Below are 26,099 nucleotides of genomic sequence, written 5' to 3'. Positions count from 1 at the left end.
TTGACATGATTAAATTCTTCAATGCCGGCGCTGGTTCCGGTAAGACATATACACTTGCACATGAATTGGCAGAATTCCTTATAACTGGTGACGGTAAACCTTCAGAAGTTATTCTCACAACGTTTTCAAATAAATCTGCAGATGAATTAAAAGAGAGAGTACGTAAGCGTTTGATTAAACGAGGTGAATTTGAAAAGGCCCAATCCATGGCCAACGCATCTATAGGTACAATAAATGCGGTATGCAGCAGGTTTGTTGAACAATTCGCCCTGGAAGTTGGAATCAGTCCTCAACTGAGAGTGTTGGATGAGACAGGGGCCGACCGCTTTTTTGATGAGTTCGTGCAGATTGCAGTGGACCCTGGACAAGTAACAGAATTAGATAAACTGTCAGCCAGGTTTTCGCTGTTTTCATCCCAGCATACAAGTCATGGAAAAAACAATTTGAAAACGTTATGGCCTCAATTCGCAAAAAATCTGGCCATTAGATTCCGGGCTTATCGTTTCGATATGGAAGCTATGCAACGTTCCAGGGAAGAAACAATACTCATGGCAAGGGAATTTTTACACACAGACGAAGGTTTTTCAATCGAACGAATTTGGGAACAAATTCATGCGAGTAAACAATCGGTGACGGAAGGCAGTCCGACACAAAAGGATACATCAAATCTTGAGGCGCTCAAAGAACTACAAAAGAAGAGTGAAAAAAGAGTACTTAGGGAATATGCAGAATTTAGTGGGATGACTGCTTCCCCGGGAGTAAACTTCGGTAGGCAAAATCCGTGGTACACTGAATTATGTGCCCTGGTATCAACATATCATCGAACTGTCGAGTTCGCCGAAGATTACACGCGATTGATTTATTTGCTTTATGATACGGCATTCCAAATGATTGATGCGTATCAACAATACAAAGCAGAAAGGGGGTTGATTGATTTTGCGGATCAGGAAATTCTTTTTTTAAAAATGTTACGTGAAAATGAGATAGTGAGAAACGAGATCAGCAATAGTTACCGGCTCGTGATGGTTGATGAGTTCCAGGATTCAAGCCCGGTACAGCTGGCGATATTTTCCGAACTAAGTATGCTTGTGAATGACTCGTTATGGGTGGGGGATCCGAAGCAAGCGATCTATGGTTTCCGCGATTCTGACAGTCAACTGTTTGAACTAGCAATGCAGTCGGTGGACAGAGACCCTGTCAACAAACGTTATAACCTGGACACGAGTTATAGATCACGTCCCGGATTAGTCCATGCTGTCAATGAAATGTTCAAAGGTATTTTCAACAATTTTTTGAAGGATGAACAGATCGTACTTAAGCCTTGCAAAGACGCACTCAATCGGGAGAAATCTTATTCGTCTGCACCCCTGGAGTTGCTTGAGTTTCCAAAAATGAACAATGAATGCAAATTTGGAGCTGTGGGCATCTATGTCAGGGAATTGCTTGAATCAGGCCGGCAGATCTGGGACAAAGAACTCTGCCGCATGCGTGTCATTCGTGGTGGAGATATAGCCATTTTATTCAGGTCAAATAGTCATCTTTCACAAGCTGCGGAAATGCTTGGTTCATTAGGCATACAGGTCGCTGCACCATCGTCTGGGCTTTCGTCCCGGGCAGAAGTACTTTGGATAACAAGCCTCATCCGCTTAAGAATTAATCCGCGCGACTCTCTTGCTGCCGCAAACCTGATGCTGCTGGAAGACACGGTGGATAACGTGGAAGAAATAATCACGATGCGGTTACAGCATCTTGAAAACGAAACTGGTAATCTAACATGGGCAGCGCATTCATCTGCAGCCAGGGTTGTATTGGAGCAGGCAGAAGCATTGGACCAGATGCCGCTTAGCCTGGCAATTACGCATCTTATTTCAGCAACAAGTTTACCGGCTTATTGCGCGCGATGGGGAGATGAGGGCAAGCGCATGGCTGTAGTAAACGAAGTGATAGCGCAGGCAGCTGAGTTTGAGGAGCAATCTGCTATCGCTGGCATAGCAGCAAGTATGCAGGGCTTTCTGAATAGCCTGTTGTCTTGCGAAGATGTGCCGGCAGATCAGAGTGTGGATGCAGTAGTATTGATGACTGTGCATAAAGCAAAGGGTCTTGAATGGCCAGTGGTTTTTGCCATGAATAAGTTGAATGATTCCGGTTATTGCAGAACTTTGTTTAATACGATTCACGTTTCTCATCCGCAGGATATCGGGCTCAGTAATTTGCTAAGTGGTCAGAAAATCATCTTTTTACCCTGGCCGTTTGCGCTGAAAAAAAGCCTGGCTGGTGTTTCCCAGGATCTTGATATCCGTGCAGGCGAATTGGATTTGCGACTGGGATCAGGATTACGAAATCAAAAAGAAGAAGATCGCTTGCTGTATGTTGCGTTGACCCGTGCACGTGATCATATCGTGCTACCAATTTTCAACGGCGAAACATTTTGTGAGTTGGAAAGCAATAGCCGTGGTGGTATAACCGGGTTTCTAAATGCGGAAGAATTAAACTCCTGGCTTGGTGGCAAAGAAGAAAAATCGTTGCGAGAGAAGTCACCAGGCATAACTGCAAGGGTAATCAAAAGACCTGCTCTGAGTGCGGTAGATTTAGCCAATTTAATGGCTAATGTCCACCAAAATGAAAAGGCTGGTACTGTTGAGATCTATCGCTCTGCTGTATGTACTCCAACAGCATACGACCTGAAATACATCAGTCCATCGTCTTTAAATATGGACGGCTCAGGCGTTTTGATAAAGCTGTTGGGCTACAAGCAGGAAATGATTCATGTCAATAACCTTTCTGTTGATCAATATGCGAATCTTGGAACCTGTGTACACAACGTCATTACTTCGTGGCAGGCATCACAGCCGCAGGCCGTGCGATTGAAGAAGATAGCAGGTTTGATAGAAGGTTATGGAATGGCCGCATATTTATCTCTCGAAGAGTTGGACCGGCGGTGTGCAGTGTTCTCAAGCTTTATTCAGGATACCTATAAGCCTCAAGCGATGTTTCACGAACTACCACTTACAAGTATGTGCCCTGACTCCGGCCAGGTGGTTTCCGGTATTGCTGACCTGGTATTGCAAACAGACAAAGGACTTGTGCTGATTGATCATAAAAGCTTCCCAGGGCATTTTGAATCAATGGCAATGAACCCGCAGAGTGAATTTTACGCAGGGAAGTATTCCGGACAGCTGGATGCTTATGCGAAAGTGCTAACACAGAGTTTTGGACAGCCGATTGTTGGGAAATTGGTTCATTATGTGGTCCAGGGGACGATTGTAGAGATACTGAATTAAATTGTGATAGAAACAATATCTTTTTGGCAGTTAACCCCTTAACACCGAATTCTTGACTCGACTTCATGAGTGCAAAAGGAGTCCACGTCCTCTCAGACGAGCATACCTCCATTTCTTCAATATACTGACCAAGGACCAAAGCCATGTGAGTGCCGCCTTCGTAGTAATCGTACCATTCGCCGTCATTTTCCTTCACTATAAAAAAATCTCATTCACACCCCCAAGGTGCAAATGAAAATATCTTCATAGAGTTCGTTGTAAGCTCGAAAAAAATTCTGATATGGAAAACTTCAATTCCAATTTCAATTTTTCCTTTATGAACGTATCTCATTACTGCTTTTTAACTACTAAGCTATTGCGAGCCTGTCGGGTCTTGAAGGTAATAAACTCTACCTCAAGCCAGTATACCGTAATTCAATTTGCTCTTCTAATATCGCTGTCGTCCTAACTAATCAACATGAAACTTTAACTTGTCACATAGTTAGAACTTTACTCTGTTTAAACCATTATCTAATCAACCCACTGTACGAAATCAGGATTTTCCTCATAAACTTTCCTCAAAAGCTTTGCTACGTCGCTGCCAGGATCTTTGATCGTAATAATCAACGTATCGATGGCGCGTGTAAGCGGAATCAAAGACCATAAGTACACAAACTTATGTCGTCTCTCCTCTAGGGATTCTAGAGCTAACTCGTTACCACCGTCATCAGAAAATTTTTCCATTTTCCATTTAATGAATTGATCAAGTTCCAAACAAACTACCGTCCAACCTTCTAGGCCTCGGCAAGATTCGTATTGAAGCAATCTATGCTGATTTACGTCAACAGCATATTCGGTTCTTAGGTCAAGGCTTGTCCCATCCCAAATGTTGATGCCCATCTGTTCAAACTCGGACTTGAATTTGAAAGTGCTCGATTTAATTGTATCCTTGTATTTATTTATGGTAGTTCCTTTTGTCACAAGGCTGGGGGGAACGAGAAACAGCATTTCATATTCGGAGTTTCCTTTTCTTTTGCATTCCTTCAGGTGTAATTCATGAAGCTCTTTAGTATATGCACTTAAGGAAACTACGATTTTCCCACCGATCAGTTCTTGCTTAGGCTCCAGTTCCCAATTTATGCCAGCGGCTTTCGCATATTTATTAACAAATGAGACCAAATTAACCTCCTGACGGAGACCTCGTTTCTCGTTTGTCTTCTTGAAATCGATATCTGGCTTTAGCCCTTGAATCCAGTTACACTTTTTAGCCGATCGAATCAACTGGTCGATACCATCAGCCACGATGGTTTTATTTTTCCCGAAGATTTTAAAGATTAGCTTTTTCTCAAGATCATTCCAGTCTTGGGCTTCATCAATTAATATGTAATCCCAAGCCACTTTATCGTGTTTGCTGCGCATTAAATCCTGAATTTCCTTTTCTTGGATGAGACCTTCATCAATGCAATTGTTCAACTCTTCCAGATATTCCTGGTATTTTGTTATAAAATCAGGGATAAACTTGACATCTTTTTCTGGGTCAACAGGATTGCTTACCAAACCGAATCCGATTATTAACTCGAACACAAATTTATGGAGCGTTGTGATGTTCACCGAATAACTGTCCACGCCATCAGGGATCTCAGCCAATGCCAGAGTTCGCTTAATGTCACTAACTAAGGCATGATTATACGTAAGAATTAATGATCGTGCACCATTGTTAATAGCTAGATCGCATGCGATCCTCAGTAATTTCATGGTTTTCCCCGTTCCAGCTCTGCCGGCAATAACGATAAGCTTCACTCCAATTGCCTGCGCATACTGTTGATCGTCAAGTAATTTCTTTGTGATTTGCTCAATCTTCTTCCTAGTTAAATTCCCAACCCCTTCTTTCACTTTTGTAAACAAATCAAATGCTTCTGACATTCGATTGTAGTCAAATTGGTCGTTATGTTTTAAGCTCGAAAAGCTGCAGTAATTTTTATAGTTTCCATCCTTGTCTCTCCCATTGTAGGGTGGTTGCTGTACGCAAGCGAGCTGCATAAGAAAAGGGAAGGAAAATATGTTTGGAAGATAATTGTGCTTGGTATACAGCTTATCGTTGTTACTTAGCAAAGATTTAATAGACTGCCAATCTATATTTTTTAGCCAAATGAAGTTTGCGATATATGGAGAAAAGTTGAGGCGATCCGCGAAAAAGTTTTTCAGAGAATACTTTTGATTTTCGCTTTGAGTGGTAGCATCGGACCACCTATTTTTGTACTTTACTAACAGATTTAGACCATTTAGTTGTACATCTTCCGCCCTATGTCTTTTTGATTCGAAACAAAAACAGAAATTATTAACAAAAACAGTTCTTTCAGTCAGAGATAACTCGTCTTTATTTGGCCCGACCGCTTTTGTTTTTAGTTTGCATCGATAATTGTCAAAAGAGCCTAATGCTATAAGATCCACATCTTTTGTAGTCTGACCGAATAGCGTTGCATTACAAATGATTAATATCTCTCCGTTTATTTCTTTAGTACTAAACTCCTTTTCGAACATTTGTTTCAACGAAAGGGCATCTTGAAACTCATTGGTTTCATTATTCCCTTTAATGTTTATAGTGACCGACATAAGGATTGTCTTTAGATGTGCAACTGCTTTGAAACGATCAAAACGTTGATGTCATCTGAATATTATAGGAATTTCAGATTAATTGCAATTACTATGGCCCGCTGTCTCTGAAAATAATTACGTGTTAAGATTGAACCTGCTTCTTTTTCGATAGGTTCATAAGTGTCTTAATAAGGGTTCCCCAGCCTAAATAGGGATGACGCAGAGGATACAATTGATTTGAATTCAAGGAAGCCCGTTTTAGAAAAGGCAACTACATGCTCAGATACTAATACCCGAATACTTCGACATATACAGTCGATCAAAAACGGAACTTAAATGTTTAACCTTGCTCGATGGATTTCTAGATATTCTTGCTTAGGGAAAAGGCGTTCATCCTTCGGCAAAGTAATTGGTCGGCCATGAATGGGTTGTACCTCTTTGAATAGGGGTTAATCCTTAGCGATTCGATCAGAGACAAGAATCTTATATTGAGAATCGATACTTATGTAATATCTGTCGAATAGTCTGTCCATTAGTGGTGAAAGGAGCAAGCCGTTCGTTGGATCGATTCTTATCATGGTGTTTTCGCTCCAAGGGATAATATGCGACGCGCATAGTAATGATCTTGTAGAGATGCCCGTAATGCAACACGCGCCTCTATAATTTTCCTGCAATTGCTGCGCGAATATTTTTTGAGCAGTCCCGCGTGTTTTGACTTTTCCGTAGACGTCCTCAACTGAATAATCTTCTTGTTGCATTTTTTTATGAAGCATAACCTCGAGTTCTAAAGTTTCGCCATCAGTTTCGGAACTCCCGTCAAAACCCAGATGTGATATCGCAAGAAAATCTTCTTTTTTGATCTGATTCATTCCATACTGACTAAAAAAATTCGCCCAATCTTTCCCTCGAGGTTTCCAGCTCCACGAGTAATCTTGGAGATCTGAAGCCAGAACATATCGTTCTAAGCGCAGAGGTTTTACAACTGATATGCTTATATTGACGTCATTGAACGTTTGTTTCTGTTTAGTAACGTTTACCAAGTCACCTACTTTCCCACATCCATAGAAATAAAATACTCCGTTACGGGAGGCGTTCTTGGGTCGGCGGTAGAGGAAGAGATCACCTGGATTGATCTTATTATATCTAGCGGTAGAATATCCATATTTCACAAAGTCGACGTCTTCGTGCGAATGTGGCTCGCCGGCCGCGTCTAGAATAAAAAAATTGGTACTTGGCGATGCGAGTTCATCTTTATAAAGTTCTTGAATCAGGTTTTTCATGGTTGATAAGGGTAGCGGAAGGGATATGGATATAAAACGAATTCAGCCGACTTTAGCGACGATCGATAGAACGAAATATTATCAGAAAAATTGTGCCGGTCCTGGCTGGGTTCATGTTGAAATTCTGATGGGTTCACAGAACAGCTATCGAAATTTATTACCCAGGAAAAGAATTTTTTGATAAACGGCATTGTCTCATCAATCAACTTGTTCAAACGATTTAGGGAAAGAGCATAGAAGTTAATAGGTTTTCGCGACTCGGTTCATTTGGCCATAAAATCCAGATTCGCATTTGTGTTTCCTATGCACAGGAAGTTATCTGCGCGACGGAATAACAAATGCATTGCTAGGTTGGGTTATTCAGAGAAATTCATATATAGGTACAAGTTAGGAAAATAAGATCCGATCTTTGACAGCAAAGTTGCCCTCTAAGATGTTGCATGCCTTATTCTGATTTGTCTCTCTATGAGAGCCAAAAAATTAAGGCAATCTGTTTCTACGAAACGTGGTGTTCTTTATCGTGATTTCAATAAGGATGCACCAGCGATTGCCATAAGGCCGAGGTAAATGGGTGCAGCAGAAGTGTATCCTCCACCATCTGACGCATAGTCACCTGTCCAATGCGCCCCTAGATTTGAAAGTTTTACTATCCGGCCGGTGCTATCGAACAGATTCACAAAAAATAAAAGTACACTTAATAAAGGTGGTGCCAGCAAAACATATCCAATAATTTGGGTAGCCTGCGATGGTGTTTTTTCGTTGGGTGGTATTATCGGTTCTTCCATTGTTATTTTGTACACAATATATGAGTAAGACAGAGTAATGCCTAATTACGAGCTCAGAAAAATACAACTGTTACTCAAGCCTAAAATTAATAACTCGTGGCATTCTAAAGTTGTACTACCTGAGTCCAGGCATGCATTTAGTATGTTTGTGTTAATGGAAATTTAATATCTTGTGTGTCGCCTTCAATCCAAATCCATCTTACATGCTTCAAACCGGACTCTACGAACAACTTATCACAACCGTAATCTCGCAAAAGCTCTCCCAACTTGATCGAGCTCACTATTATGTTCATACCACCAAGCTTGATCCTGCAGAGGCATCAAGGTATCTGAGCTTATCATTATCCGAGGCCATCCGATTTGCTTTAGATGAAATTAAGGATGGAAACAGGGCGCTTCAGCAAATAGAGCTTGCAAACCGGATTATCGGATTTTTGGCAGAGGAACTGCCCAACTCCGACTTTAGTGAAAACCTCATTGACACTGAAGGAAAAATTTTGGAAGCGGTGCTAATCAATCTTGATAGCGGATATGCCGACCTTGCCGCGAGGGTGCGCGAAATTATGCCATACACCCGTTTGAGTCAAAGTGAATTGTTTACTGGAAGCAACGCAGGTATATCGCTTGAAAGCGAATTAAAAAAAGAAATACTATCCGCGGATGAAATTTGCTGGCTTGTATCCTTTATTCGATTTTCAGCAGTAAGGATATTTGCGGCAGAGCTGGAGGAGTTCACGCATAGTAGTAGAAAGCTCAAAATAATTACTACTTCCTACATGGGTGCAACTGAGGCTAAAGCAATTGACTTCCTGTCCAAACTTCCCAATACGACGATCAAAATATCTTACAATACCTCTCACGAACGACTACACGCCAAAGCCTATCTCTTCCTCCGGAAATCAGGGTTCCACACCGGATATATTGGATCATCTAATCTTTCCAGATCCGCATTAACGAACGGTTTAGAGTGGAACCTGAAAGTCACCTCTAGAGAGATCCATCATATAGTTGACAAATGTCAGAAAACGTTTGACACCTATTGGGAAGATAAAGATTTCGAATTGTATGAATCAGGTCGGGATGATCAGAAACTCCGTACGGCGCTAAGCCAACAAAGTCTGTTAGAAGCCAACGCGATTTCAACTTTTTTCGATCTAAACCCTTTTCCGTATCAATCAGAAATATTAGAAAAGCTTCAATCAGAACGTGAAGTTCACCATCGCTTCCGGAACTTGGTTGTCGCCGCAACTGGAACAGGAAAAACGGTAATCTCTGCATTTGACTATAAAAAATTTAAGAATAACAATCCGCGAGCCAGATTACTTTTCATAGCACATAGGCAAGAGATCTTAAAACAAGCTCAGCAGACATATAAGCATGTTTTACGTGATGCAAACTTCGGTGAATTATGGGTCGACGGCCAAAGCCCCTCAAAATTTGATTATGTGTTTGCATCGATCCAGACACTAACAAACCAGCACGACACACTTAGTCTTACAGACAGTTTTTATGATTATGTAGTGATCGATGAAGTCCATCATATTACAGCTGAAAGCTACCGACCTATACTGAAGAGATTTACACCATTAGTACTTTTAGGTTTAACGGCGACACCAGAGAGGACCGATGGTGCTGACATCTTAAAAGATTTTTCGAATGTGATCGCTGCCGAAATTCGATTGCCAGAAGCGCTAAACCGGAAGCTGCTTTGTCCTTTTCAATATTTCGGACTGTCTGATAACGTAGATCTTACCCAAGTGTCATGGCGTAACGGGCGATATGAAATTGGCGAGTTGACGAGAGTTTACACTGAAAATGACAGGCGAGTGAATGATATTCTTTCTAATTGTGAAAGGTACTTAACTGATATAAATAAAGTAACCGCTCTAGGTTTTTGTGTAAGCATTGAACATGCAAAGTTCATGGCTGATAAATTCATTCTTGCAGGTCTAAAGGCGGCTTGTCTCACTAGTGAAAATTCGGATGACCGGGTTGCAATTAGACAGAAACTGCAAAAGGGCGAAATCAATTACCTATTTGTGCGAGATATTTTCAATGAAGGTGTTGATATTCCTGAAATTGATACAGTTTTGTTTTTGCGGCCAACTGAGAGTCTCACTATTTTTCTTCAGCAGTTGGGCAGGGGGCTTCGTTTAGCCGATGGCAAGGATTGTTTGACAGTGCTTGATTTCGTCGGCAACTCCAGGCCAGAATATGATTTTGAATATAAATTCAGAGCGCTGGTTGGTAAAACTCATACTTCAATTGTAAAAGAAATTGAAGATGACTTCCCTCACTTACCGCTTGGGTGTTCAATTATACTTGAAAAGAAGGCAAAGAAAATTATCCTCGATAATATTAAGCAAGCGACTGGATTTAATCGCAAGCAACTAGTTGAAAAGATCAAGAATTTCAGACATCAATCTACCATGCCTTTGACTTTGAAGAATTTTTTAGATTTTCATGGGCTAGAGCCACAACTGATTTACAAAAAAGGTAGTTGGAAACAATTATGTTATGAGGCTGACATTATTCCGCAGTTCGATGAACCCAATGCTAAGGAAATTATTGGATGCATCAAACGATTGCTAAGATGTAATTCGATGACTTATTTGAACTTTTCGACTTTTGTAATATCAGATCAATTCGATCATCAAGCGCTGTCCTCAGAGGAAAAAGTTATGCTTTTGATGTTACACTATGATCTATGGCAGCAACCTGGCCCTCAAATAAATATTACGGCGATAACCGGTGGGCTAGCACGATTGGCATTAAATCCAACGTTGAAATCAGAGTTGGCTGAAATTCTGGATTTGTTGAAATATTCAATCGATTTTATTGAGCGACCAGCAAACCTTCCTTTCATCTTTCCCCTCAAGTTGCACAGTCGCTATAACAGAAATCAAATTCTGGTCGCGCTTGGCTTACACACCTTTGAAAAAGCATCTTCAAATCGGGAAGGAGTCGCTGAAAATAAGGTAATCAACGCGGAGGCCCTCTTTATCACTTTGAAAAAGTCAGAAAGGGAATACTCACCCACCACAATGTATGAGGATTATGCTATCAATGACACTCTTTTCCATTGGCAGTCACAAAATGCAACATCAGAAAACTCCGTCAAAGGACTTTCTTATATACACCACCAAAGGTTAGGGAAGAAGATTTTAATTTTTGTTCGCGAACAGAACGACGATGAGTATGGAATCACGATGCCCTATATATTTCTTGGAGAGGGGGAATTTGTTAGTTCACAAGGATCAAAACCTATGAGCATCGAATGGAGACTAAAGCAACCTATGCCTGCTTATCTATGGAAGGATAGTGGAAAACTTGCAGTGGGATAAAGCTTGCATCGCTGGTTAGATTACCGATAATGTTCCTTTAACCAAAATGCTTCCAACTTGTATGAAGGATGATCAGGGAAAAATAGTCAACGTTGTAGCTGGAGTAGTAATCTGGAACGAGAAAATTTTGTGCGTACAAAAGGGAGCACATAAATATGAATATATCAGTTATAAGTATGAGTTCCCCGGCGGAAAAGTGGAGTCTAGCGAAACTAAAGAGGCAGCATTGATCCGGGAAATCCGCGAAGAGTTGCAACTCGAAATCCAAGTAGTTCAGCAATTGCCTGTGGTAGATCACCAATATCCGGACTTTAGGATATTTTTACAAAGTTTCGTATGTACTGCAGCTAATAATAAGATATCGTTGACCGAACATATTGCCTATCAGTGGCTTGCCGCAACTGAATTGCTGCAACTTGACTGGGCAGCGGCTGACATACCTGTAGTTCAAAAGCTGCAGCAATTATCCATGATAGATATTTTTCACTAGTTGTAGCCTTTTGGTGTTAAGTTCCAGCTAAGTGAATGAATATTTTTCAGTTGATATGAACTCTTTTAGCCAACATTATGTGATAAATTATCTTTTACCATTAATCCTGCCGGATCTATGACTAGATCTATAACTGGAAGAAAGAGTTTCTATCGAACTTCTCTGACTTGCTATGGAACGAAACGCTGACAATGGCGATAACACTACACTAGGGTACTCCCTATGTCTTTGCGGATTTTCCGCCGCAATTAGGTATTTAAGCCAATTTGAAGATTTAGGTTTTCCAAGAATAGACCGTCTGGTTAATTTGCTAAAAAATGTAGTATTTTGAGGTCGCTAACTTCAAAATACTAGTTCTTCACATATTTACAACCTTCGAATATGCTATAACACAATTACTTAGCTTTACGAATTACCGAATTTATGGCAAAAAAATACATTTTTAGTGGTCATGAATCCTTTCAATGCCGGCAGCTTTGGTTAAAGAAGGGCTATGACCTGATTAAATCTGGGAAATCTTTCAATGATGAAGATGCAGTAGTTGTACTGGGAGTGGGAAAAAATATGGTGACGTCCATTCGTTTTTGGATGAAGGCATTTGATCTCCTGTCAGCTGACGATGTGCTAACTCCATTCGCAGATAAGCTATTGGCTGATGATGGTTACGACCCGTACCTGGAGGATGAAGCAAGCCTATGGTTATTACACTACCAATTAGTAAAGCGAGGTTTTTCGTCGAGTTACTCAATTGTCTTTAATGAGCTGCGCAGAGAGAAAATGGAATTTACCAGAGACAATTATATTGCCTACATTAAAAGAAAATCATCGATTGAAAAATCTTTCCAGGCAAATGAAAAAACACTCTTGGAAGATTTTTCAGTGCTGTCAAAAATGTATTTGCGTTCCGATGCGCAAGTTAAGGACAAAGAAGATAATTTTTCCGGACTACTCACAGAATTAGACCTTGTTAAGTCTTTCAGTAAAGGGAGGGAAGACTTTTTCTTAATTGAAAATAGTGAAAGGCGCGAAATTCCTGATGAAGTAATCTTATTTGCCATTCTCGACACTGAAGGTTTCGATTTATCAATTAATTTAATCAATCTTGAACAGGATTACAACGGGGTAGGAACTGTTTTCGCAATGAACCGGTCAGGAATACTTGCAAAGATTGAGAGTATTGCTGCAAAGCATCGGTACATCATTTTTAACGATCAGGCAGGCGTTAAGGAAATACAATTCAAAAAGAAACCTTCCGCATTATCAATTTTGGATAAATATTATGCAAACTAAATTCACCACATCTACCAACATTATACGTGATTCCGGCCGGGAAATACACTATATACCGACACCGAATGCTACCAGAGTTGTCAATCAGATCACCAGTGATTTTAAGAATGGTATTCGTTCTTTCAATCTTATCGGGTCGTATGGTACGGGTAAATCCTCTTTTTTATGGGCATTTCAGCAAAGCTTGATTAAGAAGAAAAAATTCTTTGCAATTAATTTATTGTCCAACCCCGCAGTTGAAGTGATCAATTTCATCGGAGAATATAAATCTGTCATTACTGCGTTTGCAGATTTTTTTGAGATCAATCTATCAAAGCACAAGAGTGAAAATATACTCTCGGAAATTTTTAACCAGTATCATGATTTAGGCAAGAAAAGCCCATTACTTGTCATCTGCATTGATGAGTTTGGTAAGTTCCTGGAATTTGCATCTCAAAATTCTCCGGAAAAAGAGTTATACTTCATACAACAACTTTCAGAATTTGCAAATAATCCTGATCACAACATAATTCTGATCACCACCATTCATCAAAACTTTGATGCGTATGCATTTGGTTTAAACAATACGCAGAAACAGGAATGGTCAAAAGTAAAAGGTAGGTTCAGAGAAATTACGTTCAACGAACCAATCGAACAGCTACTTTTCCTTGCTTCAGAACACCTGAAGACTGGAAAAATGGAAAAGAAGGTTGAATCCGATATACAACTCGCCTTGGCACTTACTAAAAAGTCAAAAGTGTTTAATATTAATCCCGGCTATGCGAGCGAGGTTTCCGAAAAACTGTTTCCCCTTGATTTGATGGCGGCCAATATACTAACGCTTTCTTTGCAAAAGTATGGACAAAATGAAAGGTCATTATTTTCATTTCTCGAATCCACGGATCATACCGGAATTAACAGCTTTGATAAAACGCAAAATCCTTTTTATAATATTGCCTGTGTATATGATTATCTTGAATTCAATTTTTACTCTTTTATCAGTTCTCGATATAACCCGGACTTCGCGACCTGGGCTGCCATCAAAAGCTCTTTAGATGCAGCAGAGCGATTGTTTGATGATGAAATATCAAACTATGGCAAAATCTTAAAGACCATTGGACTGCTTAATATGAATTCAGTTGCGGGGTCTGATTTGGGAAAGGAGTTTTTAGTTAAATATGCAGCCATTTGTCTGGGTATTAAAGACGCGAGCAAACTGATAGATAACCTGGAAAACAAAAAAATAATTCTTTTCCGTAGTTATAATAGGCGGTTTGTATTGTCGGAGGGAACGGACTTAGATATTTCTTCTGCCTTAATAGAAGCGGGGAAAAAAGTAAATGAAATCAGCGATATAGCGACACTGTTAAACAGGTATTACCCGTTACCACCTGTCTTTGCTAAATCTTATTCTTATCTCAACGGGACACCGCGGATTTTTGAATTCAAAATTTCTGAGCATCCTATTTCGGAAGTTCCCATGGATGAAATTGATGGGTTTATTAATCTAATTTTCAATGAAAAAATAACTATTAATGAAGTCAAAAAGGAATCTGTCGATCAGAAAGAAGCTATCATTTACGGATTCTATCAAAATTCAAAAGTGATCAATAATCAGCTTTTTGAGATTGAAAAAACAAAAAAAGTAATTGCGGAAAATGAAGAAGACCGCGTCGCCGTAAAGGAGCTCAATAACATTTTGCTTCATCAGAAAAATTTGCTGACGCACTATATCATGAACAACCTGTACTCAAAGAAATCTGACCTGAAGTGGATTTTCAAAGGGCAGGTAATAAAAATTGCCAGTAAGAAGGATTTCAACAAATTACTTTCTCAAATATGTCTGCAGGTGTATCCAAAAACACCGGTGTTTAAGAACGAACTGGTTAATAAGCATAAAATATCCGGTTCTATTCATACCGCCAAGAAGAACTATCTCCGAGCTTTGGTTGATAACTGGAACAAGCCGGATCTTGGTTTTGAGAGTAATAAGTTCCCGCCAGAAAAGACGATTTATCTAACGCTGTTAAAGGAAAATGGTATTACGTTATATTCAGATCAGATAAATTTCAGTACACAGGTTTCTAAAAAATCGTCGTTTAATCACTTATGGGATTACTCAATTGAGTTTTTAAACAGTGCAAAGCAATCCCGGAGGTCGATTGCTGAATACATGGCCCCACTTACGAAGCGGCCATTCAAATTGAAACAAGGGTTAATAGACTTTTGGGCTGCGTCTTTCTTTTTTATTAAACGTGATGATTACGCATTGTTTGGTGAAAGCGGCTACATCCCCTACATTACGGATGAAGTGCTGGAGCTTATGTTAAAATACCCGAATGATTACGAATTTAAAACGTTTGATATTGAAGGTGTTAAGCTGGATATTTTTAACAGTTATCGCGTATTCCTGAATCAGCATTCCAAAGAAAAGCTCGATAACCAAACCTTTATTGAGACGATTAAGCCTTTTCTTACTTTTTATAGAGGGTTGCCAGAATATTCACGGCATACAAAACGATTAAAAAAGGAAACCCTTGCATTGCGTGATGCAATCGGGAATCCGAAAGATCCGGAAAAATCATTCTTTGAAGATTTTCCAATGGCTTTAGGTTATACTGAGCAGTCCTTACAAAAGTCTAAAGAAAAATTACATGCTTATATAACTAAATTGCAAGATTCTATTCGTGAATTGCGGGGTAGTTATGATGGCTTATTAAACCGCTTTGAAGTGTTTATCTTATCAGAATTTATCGGGGAAGAGCTGTCCTTTGATAATTATAAAAAGAGATTGCAGGGCAGGTTTAAAAAACTGAAAAAGCATTTATGTTTGCCGCATCAGAAGACCTTCATTCAACGATTAGATTCAGGGTTGGATGATAGAAAAGCGTGGCTTAATTCAATAGGCCAAGCAGTCCTCGGTAAATCTCTTGAAATTATCCGGGACGAGGAGGAATTTTTGCTGCATGACAAGTTTAAAAACATCATGCTGGAGCTCGACAGCCTGACCAATCTTTCTCCCGCTGATCTCGATGAGGAAAAGGAAGACATATTAGGCATCGAAATGAGTTCATTTGTTAACGGTATCCAAAAGAGTTTAGTGCGGTTGCCCAAAACGAAGAGAGCTGAAGTAGGCAAAGTTGAAAATCTTATCAGGACGAAGCTTTCAAAGGATAAGACACTTAATATAGCAGCGCTCGCAAATATTCTAAAAGACTTATTACAAAAATGAAAAAAGTCAGGCATTTATTAGGAATTTCAGGGGGAAAGGACAGTGCTGCACTTGCTATCTATATGAAGGATAAATATCCTCAACTGGATATTGAGTATTATACCTGTGATACGGGGAAAGAATTAGCAGAGACTTATCAGTTAATTAAAAATCTTGAAATTTATCTGGGAAAAAAGATTATTCAGCTCCAGGCGACTGACGGAAAAAATGAAGATCCCTTTGATCATTTTCTAAAGATGTATGGGGGGTATCTGCCGTCTTCCAATTCAAGATGGTGTACAAAGAAACTGAAACTCGAACCCTTTGAGAAATTTGTCGGCAACGACCCGGTGATTTCTTATGTTGGTATAAGAGGTGATGAGGACCGGGAAGGATATATTTCCCGAAAGTCCAATATTCAAAGTATTTTTCCTTTCAGGCAGAATATTTGGAGTGAAGACGTAATTATTAAAGTCCTTTACAATAAAAATATTGATCAGCTTCTAAGGTTGTATAAGAGTCTGGATTTCGCCGCTACTACAAACCGATTTGAGCAAATCTTGGCGCAGCCGGTTTCCCAATCTTATACTGCCATTCAAAAGCTCCAACAGTTCATGGAAACTGATGTAAAGGTGTTCAATTCTATGGTATTTTCCTTCCTCAAAACAACAGACTATCCTTTGGCACAGGAACATGGTTTTGGCCTTATTGACAATGATGAGATTTTAATCAGGGATGATATTTTCAATATTCTTGAAAAAAGTGGCGTGGGTATACCACAGTATTATAAGAAAGTTGATTTTGTAGTAAATGGTAAAGAAGGCCAGTATGCCCGCAGCCGGTCTGGCTGTTATTTCTGTTTCTTCCAGCAAAAAATTGAATGGGTATGGCTCTATGAGCAGCACCCTGAACGGTTTGCCAAAGCAATGGAATATGAAAAGGATGGCTATACTTGGTGCCAGGATGAATCGCTTGCAGAATTAGTTCTACCCGAAAGAATGCAACGGATAAAAGAAGATTTTATCAAAAAACAAGAGAAGGCCGGTATTACAAAAAAAGATTGGAAAGATATTGTTTTAGAAGAAGCTGAAGGGGAAGGTTGTGCTGCTTGTTTTATCTAATTTATTAATATAGAATAAATTTTTCTGGAATTTTGTTTGACCATATAAATACACATACAAAAGTTCGCCGTCTTGGCTATCTAAAGCTACTAGTGCAGCAATATTTTGATAAAGATTTTATATCTATTAGTTCTTTCAATAAATACTTTGAAAGAATCAGTGGGTCTAATGAAATTCAACAGCAACTAGAAAATTATTCCTTTTATTATAGGAAGGATAGTAAAGGGATTATTGAATCTTTAGGAACCGGTGCTTCGTCTGAGCCTTATACTCGACTAGCTGAATCTCTCTCGATCATAGCAAGAAACAATTATTCATACATTTTAACGAAATACGCTAAAGTTTACAAAGTGATTCAAGAACGTTATCAAAAGGAAGGGAATAAGTTCAAATTTATTGAAGAGCAAAAAGTTATTCAGCCAATATCACTGTTTGATCTTAATGTGGGAACTGGAAATGTTTTCGTTTTAAACGCATTGGATAAATTTTTTTTTCTAAAACAGTTGTTGCAAAAAGATTTCTTCTACATCAAAACAATACTATCAATTCTTTCAAAAGATGCATCTTCTGGCGACACAAAATTTGGTAAATATGCATTTGTTAAGCAATTATTTCTTGAGGAATTAAGTGATCAGATTACACGTTATCTTGCTATACCGTATCTAGATAAAGATTTGAGGAACAAGGCGATTGACTTTGAAAGAAAACAAAAAAGTAAGACCTTGAAGATAAGAAGTTATGAAAGCATCATTGAGCCTCGCATCAGCTGGCTTCTAGATCTTGATTTGATAGATCAAGTTAAGCATAAACAAAACATCTTAAAGCTTTCCGGGTCCGGAACTAAATTGTTAGGCAAAATTAATGAGATATTCGACATTGACGCGTTTGTGGAGAGTGACTACGTAAAAACCTTTTCATTAATTTATGATTTAAATCCAAAAGCGGACTTCGAATCAGATAAAAAAATAGAGAAATATTTAAATTATGCTTTCATAAATTTTAAGACCCTTGCACCAAATCGAATTGCTGCTTCTCAAGCTATTGAATATATTGCTATTATGTGTTTGCTTAGAGAAGGAATTCTTCTCGAATATGGGGAGATAAAAAGATATTTGTTTAAATTAGATGGAAAAGGTTACATAATGGATTGGTTTCCTTCTGAAAATGACGGCTCATTAAAGAAAATTACTTAGGCAATGGATTTTGAAAATTATAAACTGACAAATAACCCTTTCCGAATTAGCCCATCTAACACAGCAGAGGAGTTAGTTTGGATAGGCATGGACAAATTGAAAGAAAAACTTAATCAACGAATACAGAGCAGTATAGCAACATCTCCTTCAAGAATAGTGATTAACTGGGGAAGATATGGAAGCGGTAAGACTCATGCGGCTAATTATTATACCAAAACAAATTTTATTCATGACAATTTTGGCAAGAAGACTAAAAATATAAAAGTAAATCTACCTAGAAGTACAAAAGATCCCGTACAATCGTTTTTAAGATCGTTAATGGGGCAATTAAATTTTGAAAATATAGTGGAAGATTTTGGCCTGGTGAAGACCGAGTTTAAGGCAGAGGCTCCGCGTATTATTGAAGCAAATACTACAGATAGTATAATAGGACTTTTTTTAAAAAAATTTCTTGGAGTGGACGGAGTTCAAAACTCTCTATTTCCAGAAATAGGATTTGAAAATTCAAAGGACGCCTTAAGGGACTATCTATATGGTGATATAACAAAAGCCACTCTCAAAAAACTCAATTTGCCCCTCGGATTAGAGGATGATGAGCAAATTGTAAATCTATTAAGCGGTATTTTTAATACTATCACCCATCAAAAAAAAATTTATTCCGCAGTCTTTCTTTGGATAGATGAATTCGAAGACATTGAGTCATTGCCAAAAATTACTCAAGATAGATTCACTACTTTTCTTCGACAGTTAATTGATAAAACCCCTAATAATCTTACAATTTTTCTAAATTTTACATTAAAAGGTTTTGATGCATTCGAAGATTTGTCGATCATTCTTGGTGAGGCCTTAGCATCAAGGGCAAAAATTCATATTGATTTCGATGAACCAAATGAGGAAGAATCTTTAATATACATTAGAAATTTACTAAATCATCCAAATTTTAGAAAACCGGAATTTATAAATGATAATGATCTATATTATCCATATCAGGAAGCGTCAATTAAGTTCATTATATCTAACATTGGTAGAAAATCGTTAAGAAAAATTAATGAGACATTGTCGTTAATTTTAGAATTAGCCTTATTAGAAAACCCAATCCCACCAAGTATTACAAAAGAATTTGTCGAGAAGATAAGTTCAGAAATTCCCTCATGGAAAAAATAGCAAAATGATTCTTGTTTTAGATGCATGTACAATATCCAACTTACTTCACATTGTTCAGGATAATAGTCTAATTAAACTTCTAGATAAATCTTTTGAGAATGTTTTTATAACTAAAGAAGTTATAGCTGAATTTGGTAGTAGCAAATTTGTATATTTATCATATTATGACAATTCCCGAGAAACACTAAATCAGTTAATTAGTGACTTACATTTATCTGATTATGTCAGTGAACTAGATTCTATCAAATATGAATGTATTCCTTTTGTAAGAAACTTTGCAATTGTATCTGGACAAACACTCAAGGAAAGCGATGGTGAATTTCAGAGTGCTTTATTGTCTCTATACCTTAGTCGATGGGGTGAAAATGACTTTATGGAAAACAGTAATCGGGTTCTTTTTGCGACCGACGATGGCAGGGCTAATACTTTTTTCATTGAACTTTTTTTATCTAATCAAATTGGAACAATCATTGATTCTATTGACATTCTTTGCATTTTCTATTTGAAGGGTTTAATAACTAAGAAGCATCTGCTAAAAAATGTTGATGCGATTTTAGGTCTCTATAGTTCTCCGTTAAATGAGTTAAAGCAAACAATCAGCAGAATCAAGGAACGGGATATTAAGGGTATCTTCCAATCTTACTTGACAAATCTTTTAGACATGTTATATGAGAATCAACTAGAATCTGTTTTTGATACATTACATGAGGGGGGGTATAAAAAAATGTATGCCGACTTTCCGAAATTGAAGGATCTAATACGAAAATTGTCAGTTAATGGAATAAATGGAAAGGCAGCTTACGTGAAAAGTCGGTATGATTTTATTTCAAACAATTTACTATGGGATGGTCATTTAGGAATCTCTAAGTAACCATTTTTTGCTTCTCTAATAAATCAATAAAACAATTATCGTTATTGTCAAAAAAAGATGGTTCGGTTTCCAGTTTTGCACGCATTTTATCAAATCCACCATTTGCATATTCTTCCATTAGCTTTCTGATGGCCAGAATGTCTTTTTCAATTTCTTTATCATCCTTATTCTCTAGCTCATTAAAATCAGTACTGTATTTAGCTAAGACACTCATTACAATATAGTCAGCCAAATCCTGCGGTTGCCAGTGTTTGATCTCTATGAATTTTTCCTTTTTCGAGCTTACGCTAAGCGGAATATGGTAATCGTTTTTAAGTCCAAGTAAGGCAGCATAAATATAGATTTCATATTTGGTAGAGAAATATTTCCCCTGCTCCCAAGCAGTTCCTTCACCGGCGGTTCCTGCCCGGCCTCCCTGGACGACCGTAAACTTCGTAATTAGGTCTTCATGAACAGCATCGTATTCAGGTGCTCTATCTTTAATTTTTTTAAGGAGTTCCATGTTAATTCAATGCTTTAAGGTTAGTGGACAAATTATTCCGGTTATCCCGTTCGGTTGCGAGTATCGAAGGCGAAATCATATAAACATTTCCAATCTTAATTTCAGCATTCGTTAATAATTCGTTCCTGAGACTTTCATTTTTGTAAAACTCTTTGCTCATTATAATACTCTGCTTGTAAACTTTACTGACAGTTTTACAAAACCCAATTGTATAGTCTTCGCCAAAGACAGACGTCGGAGCATCTGTAATGAGCGTATATAATTCTGCTGCCCTCCCGGAATTTTTAGCTGAGATAATTGCCATAATCGCTGACAATTTTACCAAAATCAAATTGCCGGTATTTATGCCCCGCAGCGGTATTCCGGCATCGTCAATTATCTCAGGCATGTAATTACCATTGGGGAGCTTACGCAATTTGATCTGCCCTTTCGCGGACCTATTACCGGAGGTCATCGCTTCGTAATGGGTATTAGCCTCCTTCTCCAATTGCGTAATCAGGCTATTGAAGACCCTGTCCCTTGTTGAAATTGCTACGCTTTCAAAATCAGTCAATATTTCTTTTTTTTCGATCAACCATGCGGGAATCTCACCGGTTACCAGTTCCTTTAGCTGGTCTTCCACACCTTTCAAAATATTTTTTGAATGCTCTATTTGCTGGCCAAGCTTTATTTTTTCTTCTGTATAATCTTTTACATATTTATTATGGACAGAGTATTCATCAAGAATGTGTTTAGCGGTTTCGGTAGTCAATAATGTCTCAGCCAGCAGTCGTTGAATAGTTTCTTCTATTCGCCCCACCTCGTTATTTGCATCCCTGACCTTCTTATTAAGGTTATTTCGTTTTGCAAGGGCCTCTTTGATGTCATCGTCAATTTCATTGATTCTGCCATTGAGTGACAGCCCGTTTTGGTATAACCGCTTGAAATCGTCACTAAAATCATGAAGTGTCAAGGGTTCCTCACTTTTCTTCACAGTCGTCTGTTGCGGCCGGTCCAGTAACTCCTTTATTTTTCTCCATTCTTCTGAATCAGTTTTCGCTTCTCTGTCACAAACGAGGCACCTTTCTTTTTCGAGCATCCATTCAAGGTAATTCGGCTCTGGTACATTAAACGGCAGGCGTGTTTGTAATTGATTGACAGTCTCATTTTCCAGTTGCAGGCGTGCCGCCTTTTCCGTTGCCATTTGCAACTTCCTTTGTTCATAAGCGGAGAACTTCCTTGCATATTGCTCATGCAATACTGTGGTGCCCTTAAGCACCCACTTGCTACGAAACATTTTTCTGTGGAAAGAGGTTTGTTCCCCTTTTAATTCTTCATTCAATTCATTCAGCCGAGCTAGTATATTCCTTTTCTCCTGCTGGAGTTCATTGACTCTTTGTGCATCTTCAATTTTATTTAATAGCTCTTCGCATCTCGCTTCCGCTCTTGACAGGTTTTCGTTTACTTCATTTAACTCAGCCTGTTGGCCTACGATTTTAGCTTCCTGCTTGACTTTGGTTGCACTTAGTTGCTCGCTTTTGCCGCTGTCTTTGCTTAATCTTTTTACGTCCCTATCATATTCATTGTTCGCCGATTTGGCAGCAGTAACGGCGATTGATTTGAGTTCATCATATCTTGCAATACTGGAAAGCGCATTAATCGCTTTGGTGAGACTGTCCTGTTTATTAAAATCAATGATAGATTCCACCTGTTCGCCCTGGAACCACAAATAATCTTTAATTTCAAAAGGAAGGATGGTTCTTAGAATCCGTTGCTTTTCTTCTTCATCGGATATTAGACGTGCCGTTAAATAGGAAAGATCCTTTTTCATAATTGACAGCTCGCTGCCATTGTCACCTATTGTTGTTCCATTGTCATTATTTGCGGAGTATCTTCTTTCAATAATTATGACCTTATCATTATCGAGGTCACGGAATGTGATGGCTACTTTGGCAGTGATTTTACCAACAGGAGTTTCATACCGGGTTTTGTCTGATATTAGGTTTTCTTTATACAATCCCGTCTTTATGAATTCCTTTTTGTTGCTCTCAAAAACCTGGTCATAAAGCACCCAATAGAAGGCATCGTACAGTTTTGATTTGCCATAGCCGTTATCCCCAACTATCACATTAATCCCTTCCTTGAAAAGCATACTCGTTTTACCGGAATAGCACATGAAATTTTCAAGATCAATCTTATCAATTATCATGGTATTATTTATTGAGATACTGATTTATTTTCCTGGAAATCACACCTTCAGAATCACCATCAACGTTTCCATTAATAGCTATCTTAATTACTTCTAACAATTTTGTATTGGTTGGCTCCGCCATTTTCAATTTTTCAACCTTGTCTTGGGTGATATAATTCTTCTCGATAAAAAGAGGGTCGTCAAGGAAGGTTTTGTATATATTTTCTTTTGTCATACAGTTGAAAGTTCGGTTTGAATAGTATATATATTAAGATTGTAGTGCGCACAAACATTTCTGAATACATCTTCTGTAAAAAAAGGGTTTCTGGAAAGCGAAGCAAAATACATGACCCGCTCCAGTTCCTTTCTTACTAGCCCTTTTTCTAGCTCGAATGTATCAGCACCTTCAACTTCTTTTTCATAATCTGGTAATACGACCAGATCATGAATAACAGCATTATCTTTAGCGGGATGCTTTCTCAGTATTCTTCCCCTTCTCTGGATAAATTGACGTGGGTTGCCGGTACTGCTACAAAAGATCGCTGTCTCTGCCCTGGGAATGTCTACACCCTCATCCAAACATTTCATTGAAGCAATTACATCAATTTTTCCCTCTTGAAATTGTTCTAAAATTTCATCTCTGTCTTCCATGCCGCTGATGAATTGATTGACCAGAATACTGTCATTTATCCGGGCAATTTCACGGGAATATTGATTTATCAATCTTATGTTTTCTACAACGGGTTCATCGCCTTCCTCCCGGATTTCAAAAGTTTCTCCTTCGGGTACGTATACAAATGTGTATTTGAGATTTCCTTTTTGCTGAAATTGCCGGCCTAAAATATCTATCGTTTCTCCCAGTTTATTTTCAGCCTTATGAATTATTCGTTTTCTTTTTAAAAGCAGCCGTTCAATTCTGCTTTCATTGTCGGGATTCCCTTTTCCGAACCGGTATAGTTTTGACAACTGGCTACTAATATCTACATATTCGGCCATTTCATGCGCGGTTAGTTTGATGATATGCGGATAATAGTAATACTGGCATAATACATTCTCTCTTATAGCCTGTTCCATTGAAAAGGAATAAGTGTAGGGTTCATTGTCATCAAAAAAAACTTCCATTTCTGCAGTGCCTTCCGGGTCATATATCCTTTTAGGAGTTGCTGATAGGCCAATTCTCTTTTTAAGTTTGAAATCCCTAGTTTTTGCAATAACTGAAGGTGAAGCCAAGTTATGCCCCTCGTCAGCAATAAATATGGTATCATCGGGCAAGTCTTTAATCAAACTCTGGAACTTGTCTTTTACAAAAGATGCGTATGTGCTGATTAAAGCAAATGAGATTGGAATTCGCCTTGCCGTTGAGATTAATGTAGTCACGCGATTCTGCCAATCTACCTTCGATGAGATTTTGAAAACTTCCTGAAAGTTGAAGGACAAAACTTCTTTTTCCCATTGTTCCACCAAGGTAATAGTCGGAACTAAAATCAGCACATGATATATTTTGTCCTGATTGTCCCTAAATTCATTCAAGACGCAATTTAGAGAAGTAATAGTCTTACCTGTGCCGGTCGCCATTGCAAATATGCCTTTGTATCCATTGGCTTTCCAACTTTCATAAGCGTCAGCTTGGTATCCTCTTGCACCGGATGGGTAAGGAAACCTCGGCTCTCTAATAATTTCTTCTATCCGGGTAATCACTTTTTCAAATACTTTCCTAAGTCGTTTATTCTCTAAGACACGACTTTTTCTTTCTATCAGCTCTTTTTCCTGGATAATCAGTTCATTCAGTGATTTATTTCCAAACTCTTTTTTGATGGCGATGGCAACATCGTCTACGTCGAGGTAATCAACAAATTCAGCTCTACCAGAGAATATATTTTCAAAATCATGATTTTGCCTGTTGATCATTTTACTGGAACGACTGTTTTCCCAGCTCAAAAAAGCATCCAACTCTTCCAGGTTTTCCAATAAACCGAATGCCGTGAAATTGCAAGACGCTTTAAATCCAATTGAAGTATTTCCGTCAGAAAAAGTTCCTGATTTGTAATGGGCAATACCTTTTCCGCTTTTAGGTCTTATAATTTTTAGCTGAATCTTATCATTAGAAATCAGCCAAGCAATACATTGAAAAAAATGCTTGCCATAATCGTCTAAGGTTCTTTTCAATTGTTTGATATCGCTTAAATCAATAATATGACTTGCGTTATCTCTTTGTTTTGCTGATCTAATTATGTCACGGTCTTCTCGTGACATAATATTATTAACAACCATTCTTACTATCCCTCCAGAATAAAGAAAGGTGGCAAACCCCAAGGATAAAACACTAATGGCAGAAGAACTGAAATAACCTAACAACAGGTCGAACTGTCGGCTATTACACAAACCGTCAAGATAGAACTCTAAAGGTTCATTTTCGCTTCCAGATCGATAGGCTCGGTCTGCGGACCACTCAACCTCTTTTAGCATACATTATATATAATTGGGGTGGTAAGATGTTGCATTTGCTAAACAAAATAAGCTTCTTTTTGATTAAATGGAAGCGAACCTAAATTATAGCGAAAAAGGGCGTTAAACCCGGCATTTCAAGGAGTTGTGGGAATTTGAGACAGAACTCGAAATTTAAGAAACCTTGGACGTTTTTAGTTATCTTCATCAGTAGTTATTTAACAATTAAACCCTTCTATGAGTCGGAGTTTTACCGTGCGGTATTTATCTCAAAACACATGGAGTAGCTAGATCGCGTATTACAATGGCGTAATCCCTATTAACCATTTTAACAAAATTTAGCTATCCAAATGTTCTCCGCGATAGTAGGAATAACAAATCTTGAATCCTGTAACGATT

Annotated in this window: 16 protein-coding genes; 9 read left to right on the top strand and 7 right to left on the bottom strand. The window is 38.4% G+C overall.

The genetic code is table 11. From position 1 onward, the window contains the following. Positions 1-5 precede the first annotated feature (5 nt). Positions 6-3,281: a UvrD-helicase domain-containing protein gene (locus tag VK664_RS03940; protein WP_461397307.1), complete on the top strand. Its 3,276-nt coding sequence runs from the start codon at positions 6-8 to the stop codon at positions 3,279-3,281. Positions 3,282-3,791: 510 nt separating this feature from the next. Here the strand turns inward: VK664_RS03940 and VK664_RS03935 are convergent. From VK664_RS03935 to VK664_RS03925, 3 genes are all read right to left on the bottom strand, one after another. Continuing rightward, entirely contained in the window at positions 3,792-5,873 is a 2,082-nt protein-coding gene (locus VK664_RS03935; protein WP_461397306.1) for an AAA family ATPase, read from the bottom strand. Positions 5,874-6,304: 431 nt separating this feature from the next. After that, entirely contained in the window at positions 6,305-7,135 is an 831-nt protein-coding gene (locus tag VK664_RS03930) for an HNH endonuclease (RefSeq protein WP_461397305.1), read from the bottom strand. A gap of 515 nt (positions 7,136-7,650) precedes the next feature. Next, positions 7,651-7,920 (bottom strand): hypothetical protein, encoded by a 270-nt coding sequence (locus tag VK664_RS03925; RefSeq protein WP_461397304.1) that lies wholly within the window; start codon positions 7,918-7,920, stop codon positions 7,651-7,653. Between the two features lie 203 nt (positions 7,921-8,123). Here VK664_RS03925 and VK664_RS03920 point away from each other — a divergent pair, with 203 nt between their 5' ends. The 8 genes from VK664_RS03920 to VK664_RS03885 all read left to right on the top strand — a co-directional run bounded on the left by VK664_RS03920 (position 8,124) and on the right by VK664_RS03885 (position 20,583). Further along, positions 8,124-11,264 (top strand): DEAD/DEAH box helicase, encoded by a 3,141-nt coding sequence (locus tag VK664_RS03920; RefSeq protein WP_461397303.1) that lies wholly within the window; start codon positions 8,124-8,126, stop codon positions 11,262-11,264. Between the two features lie 61 nt (positions 11,265-11,325). Continuing rightward, positions 11,326-11,754, top strand: coding sequence for a (deoxy)nucleoside triphosphate pyrophosphohydrolase (locus VK664_RS03915; RefSeq protein WP_461397302.1), 429 nt, complete (start codon positions 11,326-11,328; stop codon positions 11,752-11,754). A 423-nt stretch (positions 11,755-12,177) separates the two neighbouring features. Further along, entirely contained in the window at positions 12,178-13,044 is an 867-nt protein-coding gene (locus tag VK664_RS03910; RefSeq protein ID WP_461397301.1) for a DUF4007 family protein, read from the top strand. Then, positions 13,034-16,255: a hypothetical protein gene (locus VK664_RS03905; protein WP_461397300.1), complete on the top strand. Its 3,222-nt coding sequence runs from the start codon at positions 13,034-13,036 to the stop codon at positions 16,253-16,255. Before VK664_RS03910 ends, VK664_RS03905 begins: the two co-directional genes overlap by 11 nt. Beyond that, positions 16,252-17,355, top strand: coding sequence for a phosphoadenosine phosphosulfate reductase domain-containing protein (locus VK664_RS03900; protein ID WP_461397299.1), 1,104 nt, complete (start codon positions 16,252-16,254; stop codon positions 17,353-17,355). The genes VK664_RS03905 and VK664_RS03900 overlap by 4 nt, the downstream gene beginning before the upstream one ends. Positions 17,356-17,387: 32 nt before the next feature. Then, positions 17,388-18,548, top strand: coding sequence for a hypothetical protein (locus VK664_RS03895; protein WP_461397298.1), 1,161 nt, complete (start codon positions 17,388-17,390; stop codon positions 18,546-18,548). 3 nt (positions 18,549-18,551) lie between these two features. Continuing rightward, a complete protein-coding gene (locus VK664_RS03890) occupies positions 18,552-19,712 on the top strand; it encodes a hypothetical protein (protein WP_461397297.1) in 1,161 nt (386 codons plus the stop codon). A 4-nt stretch (positions 19,713-19,716) separates the two neighbouring features. Further along, positions 19,717-20,583, top strand: coding sequence for a hypothetical protein (locus VK664_RS03885; RefSeq protein ID WP_461397296.1), 867 nt, complete (start codon positions 19,717-19,719; stop codon positions 20,581-20,583). Here the strand turns inward: VK664_RS03885 and VK664_RS03880 are convergent. From VK664_RS03880 to VK664_RS03865, 4 genes are read right to left on the bottom strand one after another with little or no spacing between them, the layout of a single operon-like run. Next, the gene (locus tag VK664_RS03880; protein WP_461397295.1) at positions 20,576-21,085 is read right to left on the bottom strand and encodes a hypothetical protein; all 510 of its coding nucleotides are present in this window, start codon (positions 21,083-21,085) and stop codon (positions 20,576-20,578) included. The genes VK664_RS03885 and VK664_RS03880 overlap by 8 nt on opposite strands. Position 21,086: 1 nt before the next feature. Further along, on the bottom strand, positions 21,087-23,273 hold the full coding sequence (locus tag VK664_RS03875) for an AAA family ATPase (RefSeq protein WP_461397294.1): 2,187 nt from the start codon (positions 23,271-23,273) through the stop codon (positions 21,087-21,089). Positions 23,274-23,277: 4 nt separating this feature from the next. After that, entirely contained in the window at positions 23,278-23,490 is a 213-nt protein-coding gene (locus tag VK664_RS03870; RefSeq protein WP_461397293.1) for a hypothetical protein, read from the bottom strand. Then, on the bottom strand, positions 23,487-25,721 hold the full coding sequence (locus tag VK664_RS03865) for a DEAD/DEAH box helicase family protein (protein WP_461397292.1): 2,235 nt from the start codon (positions 25,719-25,721) through the stop codon (positions 23,487-23,489). Before VK664_RS03865 ends, VK664_RS03870 begins: the two co-directional genes overlap by 4 nt. Positions 25,722-26,099: the final 378 nt, after the last annotated feature.

This window comes from Flavitalea sp. (assembly GCF_035489435.1).
Taxonomy (GTDB): domain Bacteria; phylum Bacteroidota; class Bacteroidia; order Chitinophagales; family Chitinophagaceae; genus DATHKG01.
Note: the sequence above shows the minus strand (reverse complement) of the source record. Positions and strands in the feature narration are given on the sequence as shown.

Excerpts from the sequence above, each read along its gene's own strand:
- VK664_RS03940 (WP_461397307.1), top strand. The coding sequence starts at position 6 with ATGATTAAATTCTTCAATGCCGGCGCTGGTTCCGGTAAGACATATACA.
- VK664_RS03935 (WP_461397306.1), bottom strand. The coding sequence starts at position 5,873 with ATGTCGGTCACTATAAACATTAAAGGGAATAATGAAACCAATGAGTTT.
- VK664_RS03930 (WP_461397305.1), bottom strand. The coding sequence starts at position 7,135 with ATGAAAAACCTGATTCAAGAACTTTATAAAGATGAACTCGCATCGCCA.
- VK664_RS03925 (WP_461397304.1), bottom strand. The coding sequence starts at position 7,920 with ATGGAAGAACCGATAATACCACCCAACGAAAAAACACCATCGCAGGCT.
- VK664_RS03920 (WP_461397303.1), top strand. The coding sequence starts at position 8,124 with ATGCTTCAAACCGGACTCTACGAACAACTTATCACAACCGTAATCTCG.
- VK664_RS03915 (WP_461397302.1), top strand. The coding sequence starts at position 11,326 with ATGAAGGATGATCAGGGAAAAATAGTCAACGTTGTAGCTGGAGTAGTA.
- VK664_RS03910 (WP_461397301.1), top strand. The coding sequence starts at position 12,178 with ATGGCAAAAAAATACATTTTTAGTGGTCATGAATCCTTTCAATGCCGG.
- VK664_RS03905 (WP_461397300.1), top strand. The coding sequence starts at position 13,034 with ATGCAAACTAAATTCACCACATCTACCAACATTATACGTGATTCCGGC.
- VK664_RS03900 (WP_461397299.1), top strand. The coding sequence starts at position 16,252 with ATGAAAAAAGTCAGGCATTTATTAGGAATTTCAGGGGGAAAGGACAGT.
- VK664_RS03890 (WP_461397297.1), top strand. The coding sequence starts at position 18,552 with ATGGATTTTGAAAATTATAAACTGACAAATAACCCTTTCCGAATTAGC.
- VK664_RS03885 (WP_461397296.1), top strand. The coding sequence starts at position 19,717 with ATGATTCTTGTTTTAGATGCATGTACAATATCCAACTTACTTCACATT.
- VK664_RS03880 (WP_461397295.1), bottom strand. The coding sequence starts at position 21,085 with ATGGAACTCCTTAAAAAAATTAAAGATAGAGCACCTGAATACGATGCT.
- VK664_RS03875 (WP_461397294.1), bottom strand. The coding sequence starts at position 23,273 with ATGATAATTGATAAGATTGATCTTGAAAATTTCATGTGCTATTCCGGT.
- VK664_RS03870 (WP_461397293.1), bottom strand. The coding sequence starts at position 23,490 with ATGACAAAAGAAAATATATACAAAACCTTCCTTGACGACCCTCTTTTT.
- VK664_RS03865 (WP_461397292.1), bottom strand. The coding sequence starts at position 25,721 with ATGCTAAAAGAGGTTGAGTGGTCCGCAGACCGAGCCTATCGATCTGGA.